General features: G+C 62.0%; 24 protein-coding genes and 1 tRNA gene. 8 read left to right on the top strand and 17 right to left on the bottom strand.

The genetic code is table 11. The annotated features are described in order from the left end of the window. Positions 1-287: 287 nt before the first annotated feature. From NKH52_RS12330 to NKH52_RS12320, 3 genes are all read right to left on the bottom strand, one after another. Complete coding sequence (locus tag NKH52_RS12330) at positions 288-551, bottom strand: hypothetical protein (RefSeq protein WP_023809916.1); 264 nt, start codon at positions 549-551, stop codon at positions 288-290. Between the two features lie 6 nt (positions 552-557). After that, positions 558-914, bottom strand: a complete 357-nt coding sequence (locus NKH52_RS12325) for a hypothetical protein (RefSeq protein WP_352730144.1) — start codon at positions 912-914, stop codon at positions 558-560. 207 nt (positions 915-1,121) lie between these two features. Then, a tRNA-Met gene (locus tag NKH52_RS12320) sits at positions 1,122-1,198 on the bottom strand. 240 nt (positions 1,199-1,438) lie between these two features. Between NKH52_RS12320 and NKH52_RS12315 the strand changes: the two genes are divergently transcribed. Further along, positions 1,439-2,404, top strand: a complete 966-nt coding sequence (locus tag NKH52_RS12315) for a Gfo/Idh/MocA family protein (protein ID WP_352730142.1) — start codon at positions 1,439-1,441, stop codon at positions 2,402-2,404. A 40-nt stretch (positions 2,405-2,444) separates the two neighbouring features. Here NKH52_RS12315 and mnmA read toward each other — a convergent pair whose 3' ends face one another. After that, positions 2,445-3,635, bottom strand: a complete 1,191-nt coding sequence (gene mnmA / locus NKH52_RS12310; protein ID WP_352730140.1) for a tRNA 2-thiouridine(34) synthase MnmA — start codon at positions 3,633-3,635, stop codon at positions 2,445-2,447. Between the two features lie 288 nt (positions 3,636-3,923). Between mnmA and sciP the strand changes: the two genes are divergently transcribed. Continuing rightward, positions 3,924-4,199, top strand: coding sequence for a CtrA inhibitor SciP (gene sciP, locus NKH52_RS12305; protein WP_013529904.1), 276 nt, complete (start codon positions 3,924-3,926; stop codon positions 4,197-4,199). A 64-nt stretch (positions 4,200-4,263) separates the two neighbouring features. Here sciP and NKH52_RS12300 read toward each other — a convergent pair whose 3' ends face one another. Next, a complete protein-coding gene (locus tag NKH52_RS12300; protein WP_352730138.1) occupies positions 4,264-5,190 on the bottom strand; it encodes an NADP-dependent oxidoreductase in 927 nt (308 codons plus the stop codon). Between the two features lie 90 nt (positions 5,191-5,280). Between NKH52_RS12300 and NKH52_RS12295 the strand changes: the two genes are divergently transcribed. Next, complete coding sequence (locus tag NKH52_RS12295) at positions 5,281-5,679, top strand: winged helix-turn-helix transcriptional regulator (RefSeq protein ID WP_023809911.1); 399 nt, start codon at positions 5,281-5,283, stop codon at positions 5,677-5,679. Between the two features lie 86 nt (positions 5,680-5,765). On the opposite strand, the gene NKH52_RS12290 is transcribed toward NKH52_RS12295, so the two are convergent. Beyond that, positions 5,766-6,143, bottom strand: a complete 378-nt coding sequence (locus NKH52_RS12290) for a flagellar export protein FliJ (protein ID WP_013529907.1) — start codon at positions 6,141-6,143, stop codon at positions 5,766-5,768. A 452-nt stretch (positions 6,144-6,595) separates the two neighbouring features. On the opposite strand from NKH52_RS12290, the gene ctrA reads away from it, so the two are divergent. Continuing rightward, a complete protein-coding gene (ctrA, locus tag NKH52_RS12285) occupies positions 6,596-7,291 on the top strand; it encodes a response regulator transcription factor CtrA (RefSeq protein WP_006203583.1) in 696 nt (231 codons plus the stop codon). 103 nt (positions 7,292-7,394) lie between these two features. On the opposite strand, the gene NKH52_RS12280 is transcribed toward ctrA, so the two are convergent. Together NKH52_RS12280 and chpT are read right to left on the bottom strand one after the other, a co-directional pair. Beyond that, complete coding sequence (locus NKH52_RS12280) at positions 7,395-7,799, bottom strand: response regulator (protein WP_024504503.1); 405 nt, start codon at positions 7,797-7,799, stop codon at positions 7,395-7,397. A 239-nt stretch (positions 7,800-8,038) separates the two neighbouring features. Then, positions 8,039-8,668, bottom strand: coding sequence for a histidine phosphotransferase ChpT (chpT, locus tag NKH52_RS12275; protein WP_024504504.1), 630 nt, complete (start codon positions 8,666-8,668; stop codon positions 8,039-8,041). 390 nt (positions 8,669-9,058) lie between these two features. On the opposite strand from chpT, the gene NKH52_RS12270 reads away from it, so the two are divergent. Further along, entirely contained in the window at positions 9,059-9,595 is a 537-nt protein-coding gene (locus NKH52_RS12270; protein ID WP_224621527.1) for a DUF1134 domain-containing protein, read from the top strand. Between the two features lie 190 nt (positions 9,596-9,785). Beyond that, a complete protein-coding gene (locus NKH52_RS12265; RefSeq protein WP_352730136.1) occupies positions 9,786-10,922 on the top strand; it encodes a coiled-coil domain-containing protein in 1,137 nt (378 codons plus the stop codon). Between the two features lie 91 nt (positions 10,923-11,013). Here NKH52_RS12265 and NKH52_RS12260 read toward each other — a convergent pair whose 3' ends face one another. The 6 genes from NKH52_RS12260 to NKH52_RS12235 all read right to left on the bottom strand — a co-directional run bounded on the left by NKH52_RS12260 (position 11,014) and on the right by NKH52_RS12235 (position 15,843). Next, positions 11,014-11,829 (bottom strand): TrmH family RNA methyltransferase, encoded by an 816-nt coding sequence (locus NKH52_RS12260; protein WP_352730134.1) that lies wholly within the window; start codon positions 11,827-11,829, stop codon positions 11,014-11,016. Positions 11,830-11,993: 164 nt separating this feature from the next. Continuing rightward, positions 11,994-12,338 (bottom strand): ArsR/SmtB family transcription factor, encoded by a 345-nt coding sequence (locus NKH52_RS12255; RefSeq protein WP_023809905.1) that lies wholly within the window; start codon positions 12,336-12,338, stop codon positions 11,994-11,996. A gap of 152 nt (positions 12,339-12,490) precedes the next feature. After that, on the bottom strand, positions 12,491-13,270 hold the full coding sequence (locus tag NKH52_RS12250; RefSeq protein ID WP_352730132.1) for a HugZ family pyridoxamine 5'-phosphate oxidase: 780 nt from the start codon (positions 13,268-13,270) through the stop codon (positions 12,491-12,493). A 31-nt stretch (positions 13,271-13,301) separates the two neighbouring features. Further along, positions 13,302-14,477 carry a CaiB/BaiF CoA transferase family protein gene (locus tag NKH52_RS12245; protein ID WP_352730130.1) on the bottom strand — a complete coding sequence of 392 codons (1,176 nt, stop codon included), beginning with the start codon at positions 14,475-14,477 and terminating at the stop codon, positions 13,302-13,304. Between the two features lie 6 nt (positions 14,478-14,483). Next, positions 14,484-15,245 (bottom strand): 3-hydroxyacyl-CoA dehydrogenase, encoded by a 762-nt coding sequence (locus tag NKH52_RS12240; protein ID WP_352730128.1) that lies wholly within the window; start codon positions 15,243-15,245, stop codon positions 14,484-14,486. A 61-nt stretch (positions 15,246-15,306) separates the two neighbouring features. Next, entirely contained in the window at positions 15,307-15,843 is a 537-nt protein-coding gene (locus tag NKH52_RS12235; RefSeq protein WP_027039463.1) for a GNAT family N-acetyltransferase, read from the bottom strand. A 276-nt stretch (positions 15,844-16,119) separates the two neighbouring features. Here NKH52_RS12235 and NKH52_RS12230 point away from each other — a divergent pair, with 276 nt between their 5' ends. Next, complete coding sequence (locus NKH52_RS12230) at positions 16,120-17,112, top strand: glutathione S-transferase family protein (protein WP_352730125.1); 993 nt, start codon at positions 16,120-16,122, stop codon at positions 17,110-17,112. 1 nt (position 17,113) lies between these two features. Here the strand turns inward: NKH52_RS12230 and NKH52_RS12225 are convergent, their stop codons facing one another. After that, the gene (locus NKH52_RS12225; protein ID WP_352730123.1) at positions 17,114-17,608 is read right to left on the bottom strand and encodes an NUDIX domain-containing protein; all 495 of its coding nucleotides are present in this window, start codon (positions 17,606-17,608) and stop codon (positions 17,114-17,116) included. 53 nt (positions 17,609-17,661) lie between these two features. Here NKH52_RS12225 and NKH52_RS12220 point away from each other — a divergent pair, with 53 nt between their 5' ends. Then, positions 17,662-18,591, top strand: coding sequence for a metallophosphoesterase family protein (locus NKH52_RS12220; RefSeq protein ID WP_023809898.1), 930 nt, complete (start codon positions 17,662-17,664; stop codon positions 18,589-18,591). Here the strand turns inward: NKH52_RS12220 and NKH52_RS12215 are convergent. After that, positions 18,575-19,192 (bottom strand): hypothetical protein, encoded by a 618-nt coding sequence (locus tag NKH52_RS12215; RefSeq protein ID WP_127290250.1) that lies wholly within the window; start codon positions 19,190-19,192, stop codon positions 18,575-18,577. The two genes, NKH52_RS12220 and NKH52_RS12215, sit on opposite strands and share 17 nt — an antisense overlap. Positions 19,193-19,304: 112 nt before the next feature. Beyond that, a complete protein-coding gene (locus NKH52_RS12210) occupies positions 19,305-20,108 on the bottom strand; it encodes an alpha/beta fold hydrolase (protein ID WP_352730121.1) in 804 nt (267 codons plus the stop codon). Between the last annotated feature and the right edge of the window lie 156 nt (positions 20,109-20,264).

The raw sequence follows: 20,264 nt of genomic DNA, 5'->3' as shown, positions 1-20,264 counted from the left end.
CGCGGGAATCGGTGACGTTGAACATCACCAGCCTGCCATGACCGCCCTCTCTCAGCGAATTTGCAGAACTCTCAGCACACTACCCTGGCCCGCGGTATCGCGTTGGCGGTGCAGCGCCTATCAGGTCGCGTGTGAGTGGCTGCTGCTCAGGTCTAGAACGTCGACGCCGACCGACTTCCGTACGAGCCAGGCCGGCATGAGTTCCCGGACAACCGATTTGAGATAATCAACCATGGGCAACGCATGTTGCCTTCTGCGGGTTCCGTATCACCGCCATCCCTCGCAGTTCAGAGCCCGAGGGTTTGGCCCGCTTCAATCTGAAGGAAATCTGCCGACGAATTCCGGAACACAGCGTCCTGGAACGCGGCGACGGCAGAGCCATGGGTGACATCGACCAGCACGGTCGCCGCAGCTTCAACTTTGTCGGCCGCTTCGTCGACCTTGTCGAATCGCATCATCATTCGATCATGGAGCATCGAAAGCCGGGCCGCGTGGTAAAGCACGCTGCGTTTGTGATAATCCGAGTCCAAGGGTTCGAACAGCATTGTCATTTGGGGCTATCGATCTCGTTTGGCGGCCTCGACCAGACGCCGAATCCTGCCGGACCGTTCGATGCTTTGGGCCACCATCTTTTCCGCGCGTTCAATCGCGAGTTCGGCCCGTTCGATGCGCGGCTTGGCATTGGCGACATCGGACGCAATCCCGATTCCTTGGGGTTTGATGGTGTTCATCATGAGTTTGTAACCCACCGAGGGCGGAATCGTTCCTTGACCGGCCAAGTAGCCCTGTCGGCCGACGTGGGGGATTCTCTTGACGATGTCAGCACCCTCGACCATCGGCAAGCCATGCACGTGGGCAAGCAGCATGCCTAGCGCGCCGTCCAACGAAGCGCAGGCCAACACGAGGTCGAACATTATCTCCGGTGCCTGGCCTTCAACACACGGTCTATATTTCGCTCATCGAAAAGGGGTTCAGGTCGCATCCATGTCGCGTGGACCTGCCGATAGTTGCAGGAAACCCTTGGAAATCAACGGTAGTCATTTGCAACATGGTGCGACTTGAGAATGGCAAAGAAGGCGCGCTAGATGACGCCTAAATGCCTAAATTTATTTGAAGAAATTTGGTAGCGGGAGAGGGACTTGAACCCCCGACCCCAGGATTATGATTCCCGTGCTCTAACCAACTGAGCTACCCCGCCAGGGCGGCGAAAGGCCCGAAATCCGCCTCAAATCGAAAGGCATGTCGGAGGCGTTCGCCAAGGTCGCGCGGATATAAGGTTGGGAGGGTGAGCCTGTCAAGCTTCGAAGCAACCGGCTTGCCGGCTTATCGTCATTATCGAAAAGCTTTGCCGTGCGGACATTTGGTTGCCGCCACCGGGGTTGAGTTCGAAGGGGCACGTCGCTATGTCTCGGCCACGAGTTTTTAGAGTTTGAAACAGATGAAGCCGCGCATAGCAGTCCTCGGTTGCGGATACTGGGGCAGCAACCACATCCGCACTCTCAAGGCGCTCGGCGCGCTGCACGCGGTCTCCGACACCAACCGGGCCCGCGCAGAAGGCTTCGCCAGCGAGCAGGACTGCCTGGCGATCGAGCCGGACCAGCTGTTCGTCCGTGACGATATCGACGCCATCGTCATGGCACTGCCGCCGCAATTCCATGCCGACCTTGCCGTGCGTGCCGTCGAGGCCGGCAAGGACGTGCTGGTGGAAAAGCCGATCGCGTTGACTGTGGCGGATGCCGAGCGTGCGGTGCAGGCAGCCAAGGACAATGGCCGCGTCTTCATGGTCGGCCATGTCCTGCGGTTCCATCCCGCCTTCGAGACGCTGAAAGGGTTGATCGACAAGGGCGAGCTGGGCGAAGTCCGCTACATCCACTCGCACCGCCTCGGCCTCGGCAAGTTCCACACAGAGAACGACGCGCTGTGGGACCTGGCGCCGCACGATCTGTCGATGATCCTGGCGATCACCGGCACCGAGCCGATCGAGGTGCGCGGCGAGGGCGCCGCGCTGCTCGACAGTCTCAGCGATTTCGCCCATCTGCACATGCGCTTTCCCAACGGCCTGCGCAGCCATCTCTTCACCTCGCGTCTCAATCCCTATCGCGAGCGGCGGCTGACCGTGGTCGGCACCAAGGCGATGGCGGTGTTCGACGACGTCGAGCCATGGGAGCGCAAGCTTGCCGTCTACCGCCACGCGGTGTGGCAGGACAGCGGCCAATGGGCCTTCACCACCAATGAGCCGTCCTATGTCGCGGTTGCCCAGGGCATGCCGCTGACACGCGAGCTGGAGCATTTCATCCAGTGCATCGAGACGCGTGCCGAACCGCGTACCAGCGGCGAGGAAGCGATCAGGGTGCTGCGCATCCTGACCGCCGGCACGGTCACCCACACCAAGTCGAATTCCTGAAGCGCGGATTATTCGGCGGGAACCTTATTCGGCAGGTATCTTATTCGGCAGGAATCTGGGCCGGCCTGGCGGCAAGCCGGGTCAGCATCGCCTCGGCCTCGGCGCCACGCTCCGCACGCTCGATGAAGCCGCCGCCGAACACGCGAGCTTCGTTGCCGTCATCGGAGTAGAGCACGCAGGCCTGGCCCGGCGCGATGCCGGACTCGCCGTCGACCAGTTCCACCCATGTGGCACAGGCACGATGATGCAGCACGGCCGGGCGCGGCGGCCGCGTCGAGCGGACCTTGGCGAAAAGCTCCAGGCCGCCTGCAGGGATGTCTGTGAGCGGTCCGTCGCCCAGCCAGTTCATATTGCGCAGATAGATCTTGTGCGTCTCCAGCGCCTCGCGCGGGCCGACCACGACCCGTGCGCGGTCGGCGTCGAGATGGACGACGTAAAGCGGCTCGCCGGAAGCGATGCCGATGCCACGGCGCTGGCCGATCGTGTAGCGCAGGATGCCCTCATGGCGGCCGAGCACGCGGCCGTCGATGTGGACGATGTCGCCCGGATTGGCGGCGGTCGGCTTCAGCTTGGCGATGATGTCGGAATACTTGCCCTGCGGCACGAAGCAGATGTCCTGACTGTCCTGCTTGGCGGCAACCGCCAGCCCCATCTCCTCGGCAATGGCGCGAACCTGAGGCTTCGACAGGCCGCCAAGGGGAAAGCGCAGATAATCAATCTGTGCCTGCGTGGTGGCGAACAGGAAATAACTCTGGTCACGGTCGGCGTCGACCGGCCTGTGGAGCGCGCGGTGGGCGCCGTTGGCGCCGGAACGGATGTAGTGGCCGGTGGCCAGCGCGTCGGCGCCGAGCTCCTTGGCGGTGGCTAGGAGGTCGGCGAACTTCACCGTCTGATTGCAGGAAACGCACGGGATCGGCGTCTCGCCGGCGACGTAGCTCTCGGCGAAGGGATCGATGACCGCCTTGCGGAAGCGTTCCTCGTAGTCGAGCACATAATGGGGGATGCCGAGCGTCTCGGAGACACGGCGGGCATCGTCGATGTCCTGCCCGGCGCAGCATGAGCCGGCCCGGTGCGTCGCCGCGCCGTGGTCGTAGAGCTGCAAGGTGACGCCGACGACGTCGTAGCCCTCGCGTTTCAGCAGGCCGGCGACGACCGAGGAATCGACACCGCCCGACATGGCGACGACGATGCGGGTGTTTTCGGGACGTCCGGGAAGATCGAGACTGTTCATGATGCTTTCGTTCTGCACGGCGCCTCAATGCCAATGTCGAGAATATAGGTCAAGCTTTACCGGCGCGCCAGCGTGCAGGGCGATTCACCGGTTGCGTCCGATCTCCGCCAGGGGATGCATTTTCCCCGGCAAATCAGGGTTTGCGGGCAGATGTTTCAAATGCCGGCGAAAAGACTAACGCGGCGTTCATGATCCTTACCTAGTCATTAGGGTCTGCTTAGGCAATTTTTAAAGCTGTGGCGGTAACGTGGCGGGGATTGGGTCTTTGAGTTTTTTGTAGAGAGTACGATGACCGATCTGGTTAGACCGAGAGTCAAATATGTTATCGGGCCTGACGGCAGCCCTCTTACGATTGCCGATCTGCCGCCGACCAATACACGTCGCTGGGTTATCCGGCGTAAGGCGGAAGTGGTTGCGGCCGTGCGCGGCGGGCTTTTGAGCCTGGACGAGGCATGCCAGCGCTACAAGCTTACCACCGAGGAATTCCTGTCCTGGCAGGCGTCGATCGACGAGTATGGCCTTGCCGGGCTGCGCACGACACGCATCCAGCAATACCGGCACTGACCATTGCGAATTTAGACGAAGGGCGCGGCTAACCCCGCGCCCTTCTGTTTTTCACGGTTCCCGCTCAGAGCGACAGCACAACCTTGCCGATCGGCTTGGTGGCGAGGAAGGCGTGAGCGGCCCCCGCCTGGTCCAGCGGGAAGCTCTTCGCCACATGGACGGCAAGCTTGTTGGCATCGATCAACCGAGCCAGTTCCAGCAGGCCCTCACTGTCGGGCACGACGGACATACGCTCGACCCGAATGTCTCGCGCGCCGGCCTCGGCCCTTGTGTTGTCGCTGACATCGAGCAATGACACCAGCACGCCGCCACGCTTAAGCACCTTCAGCGAGCGTTGGGCGTGGTCGCCGCCCATTGGATCCAGCACCAGATCGATGTCGCGGACCTGATCGGTGAAATCGCCCTTGGTGTAGTCGATGACTTCGTCGGCGCCCAGTTTGCGGACGAAATCGAGCTTGCCCGGGCTGGCCGTGGCGACGACGTAGGCGCCGCGCGCCTTGGCGATCTGCACCGCCAGGTGACCGACGCCGCCGGCTCCCGCATGCACCAATACGCGCCGATCCGATTTCAGTCGGCCGTGACGAACAAGCCCTTGCCAGGCGGTGAGGCCGGCCAGCGGCAAGGCGCCCGTCTGGAGGTGGTCCGCGCCCTTCGGCTTCAGTGCGATTTGATCGGCAGGTACGGCAGCAAACTCGGCATAGGCCGCCGCCTGCTTGGGAAAGCGCGGCATCCCGAACACCTCGTCGCCGATCTTGAAGCCGGTGACGCCGGCGCCGAGCGCTTCGACAGTTCCCGAGATGTCCCAACCCAGGATGAAGGGCGGCTCGCCGAGCAAGGGGTAGTAGCCGGCACGGACGGCGTCATCGACCGGATTGATGCCCGCGGCCTTGACACGGACCAGCACTTCGCCGGCCTCTGACGTGGGATCCGGCTGATCGGCGATGACAAGGACGTCGGGTCCGCCGACGGAATTCTGGATAACGGCACGCATTGAGATGTCTCCTGCTCGATTGATGCCACTATCATTTGGATAGTAATAGTATCTTGTCCAGTATGTACCTTCCTGATATATACGCACCCCATGGATAGTGAAGATGATTGCGGTTTCGGCTATGATGCGTTCCGGCGGACGTGTCCTTCGCACACCGTGCTGGAGATGCTGGCCAGCAAATGGGTCTATCTGGTGGTTTGCGCGCTGCGCAAAGGCCGGCTGCGCAATGGCGAGCTCGCCCGCAAGCTCGAAGGCATCACACCGAAGATGCTGACGCAGACGCTGCGGGTGCTCGAGCGCGACGGCCTGGTGCGGCGCGAGATTTTCCCGGTCATTCCGCCGCGCGTCGAATATGAATTGACCGAGCTCGGCCAGAACCTGGCGGGGCTGCTTACCCAGATCAGGTCATGGGCGGAGCAACATGCGCCGGATATCAAGGATGCCCGTGCAAGGGCAATTGCCGAGAGTGAAGGGGATTGGGCCGCGTAGGGCGGATTCATTTTTCCCGCCGGAGCCGCAAGCCGCGACAATGCGCCAGCCTAATGGCGGGCGTTGGCGCGGCAAACCGCCAGGTCTTAGCCGATCATGGCGCTGCGGCCACCGACTTCCGCTTCGCGGATCTTCGTGTCGCGCGATTCCAGCATTTCCGCCTTGGAAAGCTCCGCTTCAGCTTCGCCGAGTAATGATTCGGCGGCGCTTCGCTGCTGGGCGAGGTCGCTTTGGGAATTCCTGAGGTTGTCGCGGCGCAGGCGAGCCGCCTTGGCGAAGGTCGGATAGGCGAAATGGTTGATGTCGGTGATGCCGGCCTTCTTTTCCTCGGCGGTGATCTGAAGCTCCAGCTCGACGGCCATGCGTTCGAACTCGGCGATCATCATGTCGAGCTGCAGCAGCTGCCGCCGCTTCTCATTCACCTGAAACTGTTTCAGCCGAACGAGGTTTTCACGTGACTTCATGATTCGGTACTCCCGGAAACGCACACCCGCATCTATCGTCCAAACCACCTGGAAACGCCCAGGCCGCACCCGTGTCCACCGCCTTTCCCCTAACTATGGGAAACAAAACCCTAAAGTTTTTTGCCGGGGGTAACCATTCGTTTACGGGCATTGTTAATCATACGGGTCAGGACTTAAGGCCGGGTAAAAATTCCGGCCACCGATGCGGAAGCGACGTCGATGAGTCCCTGGAGTCGCTTAGTCCAGGTTGTTAATGTGTTGCATTAGGAATTTGGTTCTGAGATTCGTTATTGGATTCAAGAGGGTGTAGAAAGAGGTTAAAAAATCTGGTACCGTCATCGACGGGAAATTAGGATTTGTTAACCATTCAATGGCAGCCTCTGCACAAGGCAACCACTGCTCCGGGTCCGGACGGGTCGTGAAATGGTCCGGCAGCAGAAAAGGGGAATGAAATGCGTGTTCTGCTGATAGAAGATGACAGTGCAACCGCACAAAGCATCGAACTGATGCTGAAATCGGAAAGTTTCAACGTCTACACGACCGATCTCGGTGAAGAGGGCGTCGACCTAGGCAAGCTCTACGACTACGATATCATTCTTCTCGATCTCAACCTGCCTGACATGTCGGGCTACGAGGTCTTGAGAACGCTTCGCCTTTCCAAGGTCAAAACACCTATTCTCATCCTCTCCGGCATGGCCGGCATCGAGGACAAGGTGCGCGGCCTCGGCTTCGGCGCGGACGACTACATGACCAAGCCATTCCACAAGGATGAGCTGGTTGCCCGCATTCATGCCATCGTGCGGCGCTCCAAGGGCCACGCCCAGTCGGTCATCACTACCGGGGACCTCGTGGTCAACCTCGATGCCAAGACAGTCGAGGTCGGCGGCCAGCGGGTGCACCTGACCGGCAAGGAATACCAGATGCTGGAGTTACTTTCGCTGCGCAAAGGCACCACGCTGACCAAGGAAATGTTCCTCAACCACCTCTATGGCGGCATGGACGAGCCTGAGTTGAAGATCATCGACGTCTTCATCTGCAAGCTGCGCAAAAAGCTCGACGCGGCATCGGGCGGTCAGAACTACATCGAAACGGTCTGGGGACGCGGCTATGTGCTGCGCGAACCGGAAGACATTCGCGTCAGCGCCTGAGCGACGAATGTTCGAATCTTTTCAATAAAAAACCCGGCTTCGGCCGGGTTTTTGCATGACGGGCTGGTAACAGTCTGTTTTTGGGCTTCCGAGCAGAAAACCGTCACGCACTTTTTCTGGAATTGCTCAAGGATGCCGAATCAGGTGCGCTCTTCAAGGTGCGAAAGCGCTCGAGCAGCTGCGGGCGGTTGAATGGCTTCAAGAGATAGCCCTGGGCGCCGGCGCGCTTGGCCCGCATGATCGAAGCAATATCGAGCTCGACCAGGGAAATCAGGATCTGCGGCCTTATCGGGCTCTCCATGGCGCGGACGCGACGGATGAGATCGACCGCCGGTACGTCGGGCAAGGCGCCATCGACGACGATGATGTCGGGCATGTCGGCGGCGCACATCTCCAGCGCGTCAAGTCCGCTGGCGGCCTCGATGACAATCATTTCGGAGCCGCCCAGGATGCGTTTTGCAACCTTCCTGATGACGCTTGAATCGTCGACGAACATGCAGCGTTTCATTTCCGGGTCCTCTTTGCCTTCTGGCAGTCCGGTAGCGTCGGGGGCATCCAGGGCGGACCATAGGCCAATCTGGTAAAGAAGCTGAAAAGGCGTTAGGTAAAATTTTTACAAAGATAGGCAGGTGCCTGCTTTTATTCGCGAATGCTTTGGCACTGCCTGGACGACCAGATGCATCTCAAGTCGATGAGCTGGAATTACAGATTTCAATGTAGAAATACTTCGCTTTATCGGCTGCGCAATCAGGCCGCAGAAAGCACGATTTCTTCCGGCGTCGCGTGGATCGATATCGTCATGCCGGCTTCGCGCGCCAGAAGCAGCGTGTAGTAGGGCTGCACGGAATGCGCGTCGATCGGTTCCTCCGGCTTGTGGCCGGAATGCAGTTCGAGGAACTTCGGCGGCACACGCAGCATCGGGCCAGCCGACGCAAGCGCGAAACGCGGTTCGGTCTCAAGATTTTCCAGCGTCACGGAAAGCTTGCCGCCGCGCGGAATGGCGGCATTGGCGACGAGGATCAGGTTGAGCAGCAGCTTGACTTTGTTCTTGGGCAGCAACGCGCGGGGCCCGTTCCAGGTCAGTTCCGGCTTTTCGTTCTTGAGGAAGGCGATGGCGACCGCTTCGGCATCGCCGGTATCGATCAACATGCCGGCCGAGCCGGCGGCACCGAAGGCGATGCGGGCGAACTGCAGGCGGGCCGAAGCGTTGCGGGCGCTCTGGCGGATCAGCTTCATGGCGTCCTCGTCGGCGCCGCCTTCATCAAGCAATTCGAGCCCGTTGTTGATCGCGCCGACCGGCGAGATGATATCGTGGCAGACCCGACTGCACAAAAGCGCTGCCAGATCGGGTGCGGAAAGGGTGAACAGATCGGCCATCGCGAAAAATCCCTGCAAAATCTCACAACTCGTGGCCGGGCGATCGATCGTCGCCTGCCACACGAATCACGCACTCTCTCCTCGGGCTTTCTGAATACACAGCGCCCGTGCGTGCAGCAACAAATCCAAATTGTGGTTGTGGCAAATGGCGTGTTCACGCAGGCTGCCGACCCCACTTGAGCGACCCCAAACAGCCTTCGAACCGCCATGTTCATGTGTGAGCTTAATGGTTGAAAAAGGATTACGGCATAGTTTGCCCCTAACAGTTACCCTTAACGGCCGGCTAAAAGAGCCGTACGGGGTGCGAGGCGTCGGCGAAGGTGCTCCCTGACGGAGATTGGAAGCATGTTTTCCCGATACTACGACCGGAGCTTTCTCCGTGTCTTCTCAATGGCGGTCACGCTCCTGGGCGTTCTCGTCTTCTCGACTTCAGCCCTGCGGGCCCAGGAATACACCGCTCAGGAGATTGTCGATTCCGGTCACAAATTTTTTGGCGCGACATCGGGCGGGCTCGCCACGGTGATCGAGAAGATTTTTGCCTCCTACGGCCTGCCCAACGGCTATCTGCTGGGCGAAGAGGGCTCGGGTGCGCTGATCGGTGGCCTGACCTATGGCGAAGGCACGCTCTACACCAAGAATGCCGGCGACCACAAAGTGTTCTGGCAAGGCCCGTCGCTCGGCTGGGATTTCGGCGGCGAGGGGTCGCGGGTGATGATGCTGGTCTACAATCTCGACGATGTGGGCAGCCTCTACAACCGCTATGGCGGCGTCGCCGGTTCGGCCTATGTGGTGGCGGGCGTCGGCTTCAACGTGCTGAAGAACAACAATGTGCTCCTGGTGCCGATCCGCACGGGCGTCGGTGCCCGGCTTGGCGTCAATCTCGGCTATCTGAAGCTTACCGAGCGGGCCACGTGGAATCCGTTCTAAGCTGAAGTCCTTGGCTGTCGTTGCCCAAAACCGGGACCGCTTTTGGGTCGACATGCATTAAACTCGTGGCGTTGCGGCAAACCCTTGCCGCAACACTGGATTTCCGCCATGTCAACGTGGCACAGTCAAAGCGCTCTATGCGCTTTTGGTTTATCTTGTTTGATGCTTACCGGCCACAACGGGTAGTCACTTGGTCCAGTCGGTCCTGTTCTTCGTCCTCGGCTTTCTCTGCGCTGGCTTTCTGGCGCTCATGGTGGCTCCGGCCATATGGCGTCGTGCGGTCGCGCTTACACGCAAACGCGTCGAATCCTCGATCCCTCTGACGCAAACCGAAATCCAGGCGGACAAGGATCGCATCCGCGCCGAATACGCTATGACGACGCGGCGCCTGGAAATCGGCGTCAAGACGTTGCGAGAGAAGGCGGCCGAACAACTCGTCGAGATCAATCGCGGTCGCGAGGCCATGAAGGGCCTGGCGGTCGAGCGGACGGACAAGAACCAGGCGCTGACGGAGCTGGGCGCGAAGAACGAAGCGCTGCGTCAACGAGAGGGCGAGTTGCAGCAGCTTTCGGAGCGTCTGAAGGAAACCGAACGTAAGCTTGAAAAGCGCGCAGTTGAGCTGGAAAAGCTGGAGCGCATGTATGACGATGCCAGTTTTTCCTCGAGCAGCCGGCAGATCGAGCTCGTGGCGCGAGAGTCCGAAATGCAGAAACTCGCCAGTGACATTGCGATGCTGCGCGGCCAGCGCAAGGAAGCCGACAGGCGCGGCCAGGAAATCGCGGCCGAAAGCAAGGCCGCGCGGGACGCCCTGAAAGCCGAGAAGAAAAGGACCGCCGAGCTCGACAAGAAGGTCGAGCGGCTGCTGGCCACACTTGCCGATCGCGAAGACAAACTCGACCGCCGCGAAAAGGAACTGGCACGCATGCGCGAAAGATCGAAATCCGAGGACAGCGCGCCAGCCTTGCGGCTGGTCGGCAAGGGCGGCGATGTCGCCAGGAGCGATGATTTCGACAAGGCAATCGCCAAGCTCGACAGCGACCGTGAGCAACTCGAGGCGAGGCTGGCGGCGCTGGCGCGAGAGAACAAGCGGCTGAAGGCGGATCTTACCACACTGGCAGTGTCCAAGGCCACGGACAGCAGTTCTGCCTTGCGCGAGCAGATGAACGCGCTGGCGGCGGAGGTCGTCCATCTGACGGCGAAGCTCGAGGGGCCTGGTTCGCCGATCGCCAAGGCATTGGCGGTACCGGCGGACGCACGCTCCGGCAACGGTGACCGCAGTCTTGCCGACCGCGTGCGCGCGCTGCAGAAGGCTGACGCGACAAGCTGAATCAGGCCTCTTTAGAGCATTTCACCGTTTCACGGAAACGGCGAAATGCCCTAACTCTTTGCTTTGACGCAATTCTGGACGGAAAACCGCTTCACACTTTTCCTAGAATTGCTCTAGCCGAAAAATGATGCAGCGCGATGGCTGAAGCCGCGGCGACATTCAGGCTGTCGAAGCCTTCCGCCATGGTAATCCGCACGTTGCGCAGGCTTGCGAGCAGGTTGTCCGACAAGCCTTCGCCCTCGGTGCCGAGATAGAGCGCCAGGCGCTTGCTGCGCTGCGCATCGCGGATGTCGGTCTTCCCGCGTGGCGACAGCGCGAATTGTTCGAAGCTACGTCGGGCGAGCATCGTTGTGAAGCCGGCGGTGTCGGAGAACGATGCGAAGGGGATCTTGAGCGCGGCGCCGACCGAAACGCGGATCGCCTTGCGATAGAGCGGATCGCAGCATGTCGCATCCAGCAGAACCGCGTCAGCGCCAAAGGCGGCGGCATTGCGGAAGATCGAGCCCATATTGTCATGGTTGGCGATGCCGACGAGCACTACGACGAGCGCCCGAGGCGGCAAGCCATCGAGCAGGTCTTCGGCCGGCTGCGGCTCTCCCTTGCGGCCAATGGCCAGGATGCCGCGATGCATATGAAATCCGGCGATAGCGTCCATCACCGCGCTGGTGGCGACATAGACCGGGAGGTCGGCGGGCGCCTTGCTCAGGATGTTGTCGAGACCTGCCAGCCGGTTTTCCAGGACCAGGATCGATTCGGCGGCAAAGCGCCCGGTCGAGAGCAGCAGGTCGAGCACCACCTTGCCTTCGGCGACGAAGCGGCCTTGCCGGCCGGCGAGGTCACGCTCGCGAATGTCGAGATAGGCAGCGACGCGCGGATCTTGCGGGTCGTCGATGCGAATGGGATCCATGCATTCCTCGCGACCGTCACATCGGCCCGAAAATCCGGACCGCTTCCCGGCGCTCACCTTGTTTGGAAAGCACGATGCGACAATTCGGGACAATCAGCCAGCTCTGTACGCCCTGGATGGGCGCATGTCGCTCTGAAATCACCGGCGAGATCGGTGCTATGTGGTCAGGTTCCAGCACGGCGCAAACGGTGCGCCATCTGGGACAGGTCATCCTTGCCGCTGCCGAAAATGCCGTCCAGCATGACAAGCAGTTCTCGCACGGCGTCGGATTTGCACGAGTAGTAGATCATCTGCCGGTCGCGGCGGGTCTCGACCAGGTCGAGCGCCCGCAACTTGGCGAGGTGCTGGGACAGGGCGGATTGGCTGAGCATCACCTTCTCGGCGATGGCTCCCACCGACATTTCACCTTCGGCGAGGTAGCTCATGATCAACAGTCGCTTCTCATTGCCCATCAGCATGAGAAACTCTGCCGCCGATTCGGCGTTCACGATTAGCTTTGTCGAGACCATCGATCCCCCATGCTTCCTGTTCATCCCGACGCCATGGGGGCAATGGCGTCTGATTCCATAAATTCACTTGTCGATCGGCGCTGGCGATTCAGCGTCACCAAAAGGTAGAGCATTTCAGTTAAATCTCAAGTGTTGCTTTTGATCCAGCATAATTAAGTCTCAGTCCCGGCGTCGGCCATGGCTCGGCCGGCCTTGGCCATATCGACCAGAACGTGCCGCAATTCGCCTGCCGCCGCCAGAGGTTGTGGGTAAAAGACCCGGCAAACATCGTCGCCCGACACCAGGTCCATGCCATCGGCATCGAATCCGGCAACACGCCAGCCGTTGCCGGATGCTTTTGCGAAATGCTGTGCGTAAACGGCGATTGCGTCGAGATGGTCGGCGTTCATGTGGTCGATGGCCGATTGTTCGCGCGCGGCGAGTTCCTCGACGATCGGTCCGCTGGCGAGCAAATCCGATCGATCGAGCTGATAGGCCTTGCCGAAGCCGCCGTTGAGGTTGGTGCGTTGCGGATCGAGGCGAAAGATCGAAAAGTCGCCGAGACCGGCGTAAAGATTCGCCCTGGCATTGTGATTGAGATAACGGCGCTCGGTGCGGGCGTGTTCGGCTGATCCGCGCTCAAGCCGTGCCGCCTGGCAGATCAATGTCAGGCGCGGGTGCGCCAGCGGGTCGCCCTTGCCCGGTTCGCCGAGCAACAGGGAACAGCGCGGATCGGCAAGCAGCGCGCCGGTGTGCGCCGAAAGCATCGAAACCAGGATCAGCGGCGCGCCGTCGATGTCGGTGGCCACGCCGACCCTGCTGGCCAGCGGCGAGCCGGTTTGCGGTTCGATCACCGCCAGGGCGCCAAAGCGGGCGCTGCGCAGAAGCGTCTTCGCCAGCCGGATCGCTTCGGCGTCCGTCTCGCGGATCACGTCCTTTTTCGGCTCGTCCAAGGCAGCACCACAGTAAGTTGATCTTTCTTCTCTAGTTATCGGTCGGCAAGCCGGATTTGACAAGGTCGTCGATCTCGGCTTTCGCAAAGCCGAAACGTGCCAGAATTGCCGATGGCGACAAATCCTCATTGCCTGGCATAGTGGCCAATGTCGGTTGCGAGCTCGAGAAACGCGGCGCGGGGGCCGGGCGCTCAAATGCACCTGTCGTCACAGAGGCGTTGCGTGCCCGATTGTGCGGGTGGTGCTTCGCCTCTTGCAGCGACAGGACGGGTGCAACGCAGGCATCGGTTTGCGCGAACAGCCGGTCCCAGTCGTGGCGTGGTTTCTGCCGGATCCGATCGGTAATGGCGGCGCGCATCGGCGGCCACAGGGCCTTGTCGTACTGGCCGGACGCAAAGCGCTCGTCGAGCGGCAGCAGCCTGGCGAATTCGGCGAAGAATTGCGGCTCGAGACAGCCGATGGCGATATGGCGTCCGTCCGACGTCTCATAGGTATCGTAGAACGGGGCGCCGGAATCGAGCAGGTTCGCGCCGCGCTTGTCGCTCCACAAGCCGGCCGCCATCAAGGCGTGCAGGGGCACCGCCAGCATCGAGGCACCGTCGACCATCGCGGCGTCGATGACTTCACCCTTGCCGGTGCGCGAACGTTGGAATAGGGCGGCCAGCACGCCGGCAATCAGCATCATGGCGCCACCGCCATAGTCGGCGACAAGGTTGAGCGGCGGGACCGGACGGCCGTCGGCATGGCCGATGGCGTGCAGCACGCCGCTATAGGCGAGGTAGGTGATGTCGTGGCCGGCGCGGCCGGCGAGCGGGCCGTCCTGACCGAAGCCGGTCATACGGCCATAGATCAGCGCCGGGTTACGCGACAGCACCGCTTCCGGGCCGAGGCCGAGCCGCTCCATGACGCCCGGGCGAAAGCCTTCGAGCAACATGTCCGCCTTTTCGGCAAGGCGCAGCAACAGATCGGTGCCTTCACGGCGCTTCAGGTCTAGGCGCAGGACGGCGCGGCCATGGCGGTCGATGTTGTACTCATCGGGCAGCGACAGGAACTGGCTCGTCCCCGCCCGTTCGATGCGCAACACTTGCGCGCCCATCTCCGACAGCATCAGGCCGGCCAGCGGCACCGGGCCGAGCCCGGCCATCTCGATCCCCTTCAGCCCGGCCAGCGGCCCGGTTTTAGCGGCAGCGGACAGGCCGGCGCTCATGACCTTCTATTTCGGCGCCATGCGAATGGCGCCGTCGAGACGAATGGTCTCGCCGTTCAGCATCTGGTTCTCGATGATGTGCAGGGCGAGCGCCGCATATTCGGACGGTTCGCCCAGGCGTGACGGGAAAGGCACGGCGGCGCCCAGTGAATCCTGCACCTCTTGCGGCATGCCGGCCATCATCGGCGTCTTGAAGATGCCGGGCGCGATGGTGCAGACTCGGATGCCAGAACGGGCGAGGTCGCGCGCCACCGGCAGCGTCATGCCGACGACGCCGCCCTTGGACGCCGCATAGGCGGCTTGGCCGATCTGGCCATCATAGGCGGCAACCGAAGCGGTGTTGACGATGACGCCGCGCTCGCCACCCTGCAGCGGCTCAAGCTTCGACGCGCGCTCGGCGACGAGGCGGATCATGTTGAACGTGCCGATCAGATTGACCTCGATCACCTTGCGGTACTGATCGAGGGGATGAGGACCATCCTTGCCGATCGTCTTCACCCCAATGGCGATGCCGGCGCAATTGACCAGCATCCGCGGCTCGCCAAGCTTGTCGGCGACGTCGGCGAGTGCAGCGGTCCCACTGTCGGCGCTGCTGACGTCGCACCGGACGGCAATGCCGCCGATCTCGGCCGCGACCTTGGCCGCGCGATCGATGCCGACGTCGAAGATAGCGACGCGGGCGCCCTTGGCGGCCAGCGCGCGTGCCGTTGCCTCGCCGAGACCGGAGCCGCCGCCGGTAACGATCGCGATCTGGCCGTTCGGGTTCATGGCGTCATCCTTTGATCTCGGGAACAGTGGGACGGATCAGGCGCCAGATCGAAGGGAAAGGTCAAGCCATCGCCGCGGCAGGATCGGCCACCCTGGCCTGATCGGCGTGGCAGACCTCGCCCAAGAGCCTGGCTACCGCGCCCGGCGCGATCTCGTGCGACAGCAGCCGGTCGAGATCGACGGGGCGCGGCATCGAAATCTGGCCACGCGGAATCCGCTTGAAACCGAGCGGCCCGTAATAGGGCTCGTCACCGACCAGCATGACGGCAGGTGCGCCGGTCTTGGCGGCGGCCTCCAGCGCGATCGCCACCAGCCGGCGGCCGATGCCGAGATTCTTGAAGGCCGGCCGCACGGCGAGCGGCCCGAGCATCAATGCGCGGCCGGCACCGGCGGCGATGCGGGTCATGCGCACGGAGGCGACCACTATGTCCCCATCGACGGCGACAAAGGACAGCGAGCGCTCGTGCCCTCCGGCCTCACGAATCTTGTAAGCGGCCAGCACAAAGCGGCCGGGCCCGAAGGCTTCGTCGTTGATGGCTTCGATCTCGGGGTCGTGCGCCGGGGCTTCCGGCAGGTATTTCACGTCGGCAAGGCTCATGGTCTTTGCGGTCCGGTACAAGGAGGAAAGGTTTGCTGCAAACGGCAGCATTCGCCAGTCAGCGCTTCATCAAGCGCGGGCGCCCTTTCGTCGTCGGTCAGACCGGATCAAAGCAAAGTCGAACATGCGGATTGTCCGCTAGCATCAATTTTCGGCCGCTGCAATCGGCCGTTTTTGTCCGTCGTTTCGGCCAAGTGACGGTCTGTTCAGCACCTGACGTCTTCGACAGGCCAATCTTGTGTCTAAATTACGCCAATAGGACGCGAGGAGATTTGCATGGGATTGCTGGTCGACGGCAGGTGGCAGGATCGCTGGTATGATACGGCGGATAACGGTGGCAGGTTCGTACGGGCGCAGTCACAATGGCGCGACTGGATCACCGTTGACGGGGCGCCGGTCGAAGGCCGAACGCGCGGCTTCAAGGCCGAGCCCGGCCGCTATCATCTCTACGTCTCGCTTGCCTGTCCGTGGGCGCACCGGACGTTGATCTTTCGCGCGCTGAAGAAGCTGGATGGCATCATATCGGTGTCGGTGGTGCATCATTTCATGGGCGCCAATGGCTGGACGTTTTTGGCTGAGGATGGCGCTACCGGCGATACGCTTTACGGCCTCGACTTCCTGCACCAGATCTATGCCAAAGCCGATCCCGCCTATTCGGGCCGGGTGACGGTGCCGGTGCTGTGGGACAAAAAGGAACAGACCATCGTCTCCAACGAATCTTCCGAGATCATCCGGATGCTGAATTCGGCTTTCGACAAATGGGGCGATGCCAGCCTCGACTTCTATCCGCAGGCGCTGCGCGGCGAGATCGACGAGATCAACGCGCTGGTCTATCCCGCCATCAACAACGGCGTCTATCGCGCCGGCTTCGCCACCACGCAGGCCGCCTATGAGGAAGCGTTCGGCGAATTGTTCGCGGCGCTGGATACGCTGGAGGAGCGGCTGTCGAAGCAGCGCTATCTCGTCGGCGATCGTATCACCGAAGCCGACTGGCGGCTGTTCACCACGCTGGTGCGCTTCGATCCGGTTTATGTCGGCCATTTCAAATGCAATCTGCGCCGTATCGCCGACTACCCGAACCTGTCCAACTATCTGCGTGATCTCTACCAGGTGCCTGGTGTCGCCGGGACCGTGAACCTGCACCACATCAAGGCGCATTATTACGGCAGCCACGAGACGATCAATCCGACGCGGATCGTGCCGGTCGGGCCGGATCTGGATTATGCCGCATGGCACGACCGGGCGCGCTTCGAGAAAGCGGCAGCCTGATCTACCAGTAGGGCGAGGGCTGCTCGCCGTCAAAAACCTCGGCGATCCGGCGCAGCGTCGCCGGCGTCGTGCCCTCGGGCAAGCCGTCGAGCGGGAAGAAGCCGGCTTCGGCGATCTCGTGGTCCGGCAGCTTCGGCGCCGTCTGGCCGAAATGCTCGAGCAAATAAAAGCCGACATGGTCGCGGCGGCTGGAGCGGCGGTTGAAATGCATCGATTTGAGCACCGGCGGGGCGGTGAGAGCGATGTTGCCTTCCTCGGCCAGTTCACGGGCCAGTGCCTCGTTCATCGTCTCGCCGACTTCGACGCCGCCGCCGGGAAGCTGCCAGCCCGGTACATAGGTATGGCGAATAAGGAAGACGGACCTGGACGCCCTGTCGTGGATCAAGCCGCGCACGCCAAGCGTCATCGGCCTCCGCAGTACGAAATAGAGATGGAACAGCCTGGCCCTCAAACCTGGCCAGCCGGTCTGGCGGAAGGCATCTTCAGGGCTCGTCATTGATAGCGAAACCGTGGGTGGAAAGCCGCGCGCGGGTCGCCTATGAAGGTTGTATGTTCAGGCTCGCGCATATTTCCGATGTCCATCTGGGGCCGCTCCCCGATGTATCCTATCGCGATCTCGCCTCCAAGCGCGTGCTCGGCTATGTCAACTGGCAGCGCAACCGCCGCCGCCATATGCATGACGCGGTCATTGACACGATCGTCGCCGACATCAAGGCGAACACGCCTGACCACCTCGCCGTCACCGGCGACCTGGTCAATCTGGCGCTCGACGGCGAGATCGAGATGGCCAGGCACTGGTTGGAGACGCTGGGGCCGGCGCATGATGTTTCGGTCGTTCCGGGCAACCACGATGCCTATGTGCCAGGCGCCTTCGACAAGGTCTGCCGATCCTGGGCGGCGTGGATGAGCGGCGACGGCGTCAACACGCCGGTCGATCGCAACGCATTTCCCTATCTGCGCGTGCGCGGCAACGTCGCGCTGATCGGTGTCTCGACGGCGCGCGCCACGGCACCCTTCATGGCCAATGGTTTCTTCATGGAAGGCCAGGCGAAGCGGCTCGGCAAAATCCTCGGGGATACCGCCGGACAGGGGCTGTTCCGCGCCATCATGATCCATCATCCGCCGGTGCGCGGCGCGGTCCCGCAGCACAAGCGGCTGTTCGGCATTGCCCGCTTCAACAAGATCATTCGCCGCCACGGCGCCGACCTTGTCCTGCACGGCCATTCACATCTGCCGTCGCTGTTCTTCATCGGCGGTCGCGGCGTCAGGATCCCAGCGGTCGGCGTCGCCGCCGCCGGCCAGGCGCCGGGCGGCAAGAACCCGGCGGCGCAGTACAATCTGTTCGACATTGACGGCGAGACGGGCAATTGGCGGATCCGGCTGACGCGGCGCGGCCTGACCGGGCCGTCCATGCCGCCATCCGATCTGCAGACGCTGGAACTCGGTGCCGTGACTGGCGCCGCTATGGCCGCAAGCTGACTACCATGGCGACGATGCGGTCCCAGAACAGGACGATGGACACGAGAAGACCGACCAGGGCACCGGCAGCCACAAGGCCAAGCCCGGACAGAAAGGCCGACCAGCGTTTGCCGCGCGCCGTCGCGCGCAGCGGCGGTTCGGCTTCCGGCACATAGGCACGTTTCATGCCGGCGACGGCCGGTTCGACGCCGCCTTCCAGCATCCTCTGACGCTCGACGATGCGCTCCGCGACATAGCGTGTCACGGAATCGGCAACCGGCTTCATCTCGGTGGATTCGGCAAGCACCACCCGGCCGATACGGGTGTCCTTGAGGAAGCGATAGGTCCGGCGGTCGCGCCCCATGGCGACATGACTGATGGCGTCGATCCACAAGCGCGGCTGCAAGCCGGACGAGACGACAAAGTCGAAATTGTCCATGTCGGCCGGAACATCGGCAAAAACCGGCGCCAGCTCGGCGGCAAGCAGATCGAGACGCATGCGATGCGCTTCGCGCATGTCGACGACGACATCGTCGCGGTCGGCGAAGGCATTTTTGACATCACGGATGGCATCGGACAGTTTCTTCGACTGGTCGATGGTCTTCTCGCCTGCTTCCTTCATCGGCGTCTGCCTCGTGGGTTTGGTTAACACCGGGTTAACACAGCCGCCGGCAAAATGCACTGGCGAGATCGACGGCCCTGGGGTGCCCAGGAAGGTTGTCGTGCGGGAAAAGTCAGCTGGCTGCTGCGGCGAATTTCTGGCGATGTGGTCTGGCGCGGCGGTTGGTGTTGCGGCGGATGATCTCGGCAACGAGGTCGGGGGCTTCCTCCGCCAGCATATGGCCGGCCTCCAGCACGTGGTGCACGTGAAAATGCGCCGGCAGGTCATCCGCCTGGGTAAAGGGCAGCACCGCATCGTTGGTTCCCCATGCCACCATCACTGGCATGTTCAGTCCATCGAGGCGATCGTGCGGGATGACGCCTTGCCGACCGTCCACGGTCATGGCGGCCGCGATCTCGACGAGCTTTTTGAGTTGGCCGGGTCGTCTGCGCATTTCCCAAAGGGTGTCGACCATATGTTCGAGTGGCGGGGCTGAAGGTCCCGACATGACGGCGAGGCAGGAGCGGATCTCCGACCGATCCGAGGCTTCGGCATAGCGGCGCAACAGCGGTCCATTGATTTCGGGGCCAAGGCCGCCCGGCGCCAGAAGCGTCAGCGAGGCTATCTTTTCGGGCTCGGCCAGCGCCATCAGCGCCGCCACGGCACCGCCCATCGAGTGGCCCACGAGGTGAACGCGCTTCAGGCGACGCTCCGAGAGATCGGCGAGCACGGCCTTGGCCGCCACCCTGGCCGGACCGGCGGCGGGAAAATCGAGCGACATCCCGTGCCCAGGCAGATCATAGGCCAGCGTATGCGTGAGAGGCGTCAGGGCGGAAATCACCTCGCGCCATACATCATGGCAGCCGCCGAAACCGTGCAGCAGGACGATGGCCTTCGAGCCAATACCCTGTTCGGCGGCAAAAAGTGATGCGGTCATGAAAGCTGATTTTTTGTTATTGCAGAATGCGCGACACCAATGGTGGCTGAATTGCTCCTAGTCCAACGTGATGACCAGTAAAATTCTCGCGATTTGTACGGTTGTGTACAGAACTTGGCGACCAAGCGGCATTCGGCGATCGGAGCGCAGGAAATC

Source organism: Mesorhizobium sp. M1066, assembly GCF_040318635.1.
Taxonomy (GTDB): Bacteria; Pseudomonadota; Alphaproteobacteria; order Rhizobiales; family Rhizobiaceae; genus Mesorhizobium.
Note: the sequence above shows the minus strand (reverse complement) of the source record. Positions and strands in the feature narration are given on the sequence as shown.

Bases quoted from the DNA above. Each gene is read 5' to 3' on its own strand.
- NKH52_RS12295 (WP_023809911.1), top strand. From the start codon at position 5,281: ATGGATAGTGAAGATGATTGCGGTTTCGGCTATGATGCGTTCCGGCGG.
- NKH52_RS12215 (WP_127290250.1), bottom strand. From the start codon at position 19,192: ATGAAGGAAGCAGGCGAGAAGACCATCGACCAGTCGAAGAAACTGTCC.
- NKH52_RS12225 (WP_352730123.1), bottom strand. From the start codon at position 17,608: ATGACGAGCCCTGAAGATGCCTTCCGCCAGACCGGCTGGCCAGGTTTG.
- NKH52_RS12210 (WP_352730121.1), bottom strand. From the start codon at position 20,108: ATGACCGCATCACTTTTTGCCGCCGAACAGGGTATTGGCTCGAAGGCC.
- NKH52_RS12315 (WP_352730142.1), top strand. From the start codon at position 1,439: ATGAAGCCGCGCATAGCAGTCCTCGGTTGCGGATACTGGGGCAGCAAC.
- sciP (WP_013529904.1), top strand. From the start codon at position 3,924: ATGACCGATCTGGTTAGACCGAGAGTCAAATATGTTATCGGGCCTGAC.
- NKH52_RS12300 (WP_352730138.1), bottom strand. From the start codon at position 5,190: ATGCGTGCCGTTATCCAGAATTCCGTCGGCGGACCCGACGTCCTTGTC.
- NKH52_RS12330 (WP_023809916.1), bottom strand. From the start codon at position 551: ATGACAATGCTGTTCGAACCCTTGGACTCGGATTATCACAAACGCAGC.
- NKH52_RS12245 (WP_352730130.1), bottom strand. From the start codon at position 14,477: ATGAGCGCCGGCCTGTCCGCTGCCGCTAAAACCGGGCCGCTGGCCGGG.
- NKH52_RS12280 (WP_024504503.1), bottom strand. From the start codon at position 7,799: ATGAAACGCTGCATGTTCGTCGACGATTCAAGCGTCATCAGGAAGGTT.
- ctrA (WP_006203583.1), top strand. From the start codon at position 6,596: ATGCGTGTTCTGCTGATAGAAGATGACAGTGCAACCGCACAAAGCATC.
- NKH52_RS12255 (WP_023809905.1), bottom strand. From the start codon at position 12,338: ATGGTCTCGACAAAGCTAATCGTGAACGCCGAATCGGCGGCAGAGTTT.
- NKH52_RS12260 (WP_352730134.1), bottom strand. From the start codon at position 11,829: ATGGATCCCATTCGCATCGACGACCCGCAAGATCCGCGCGTCGCTGCC.
- NKH52_RS12220 (WP_023809898.1), top strand. From the start codon at position 17,662: ATGTTCAGGCTCGCGCATATTTCCGATGTCCATCTGGGGCCGCTCCCC.
- NKH52_RS12290 (WP_013529907.1), bottom strand. From the start codon at position 6,143: ATGAAGTCACGTGAAAACCTCGTTCGGCTGAAACAGTTTCAGGTGAAT.
- chpT (WP_024504504.1), bottom strand. From the start codon at position 8,668: ATGGCCGATCTGTTCACCCTTTCCGCACCCGATCTGGCAGCGCTTTTG.
- NKH52_RS12230 (WP_352730125.1), top strand. From the start codon at position 16,120: ATGGGATTGCTGGTCGACGGCAGGTGGCAGGATCGCTGGTATGATACG.
- mnmA (WP_352730140.1), bottom strand. From the start codon at position 3,635: ATGAACAGTCTCGATCTTCCCGGACGTCCCGAAAACACCCGCATCGTC.
- NKH52_RS12325 (WP_352730144.1), bottom strand. From the start codon at position 914: ATGTTCGACCTCGTGTTGGCCTGCGCTTCGTTGGACGGCGCGCTAGGC.
- NKH52_RS12240 (WP_352730128.1), bottom strand. From the start codon at position 15,245: ATGAACCCGAACGGCCAGATCGCGATCGTTACCGGCGGCGGCTCCGGT.
- NKH52_RS12235 (WP_027039463.1), bottom strand. From the start codon at position 15,843: ATGAGCCTTGCCGACGTGAAATACCTGCCGGAAGCCCCGGCGCACGAC.
- NKH52_RS12270 (WP_224621527.1), top strand. From the start codon at position 9,059: ATGGCGGTCACGCTCCTGGGCGTTCTCGTCTTCTCGACTTCAGCCCTG.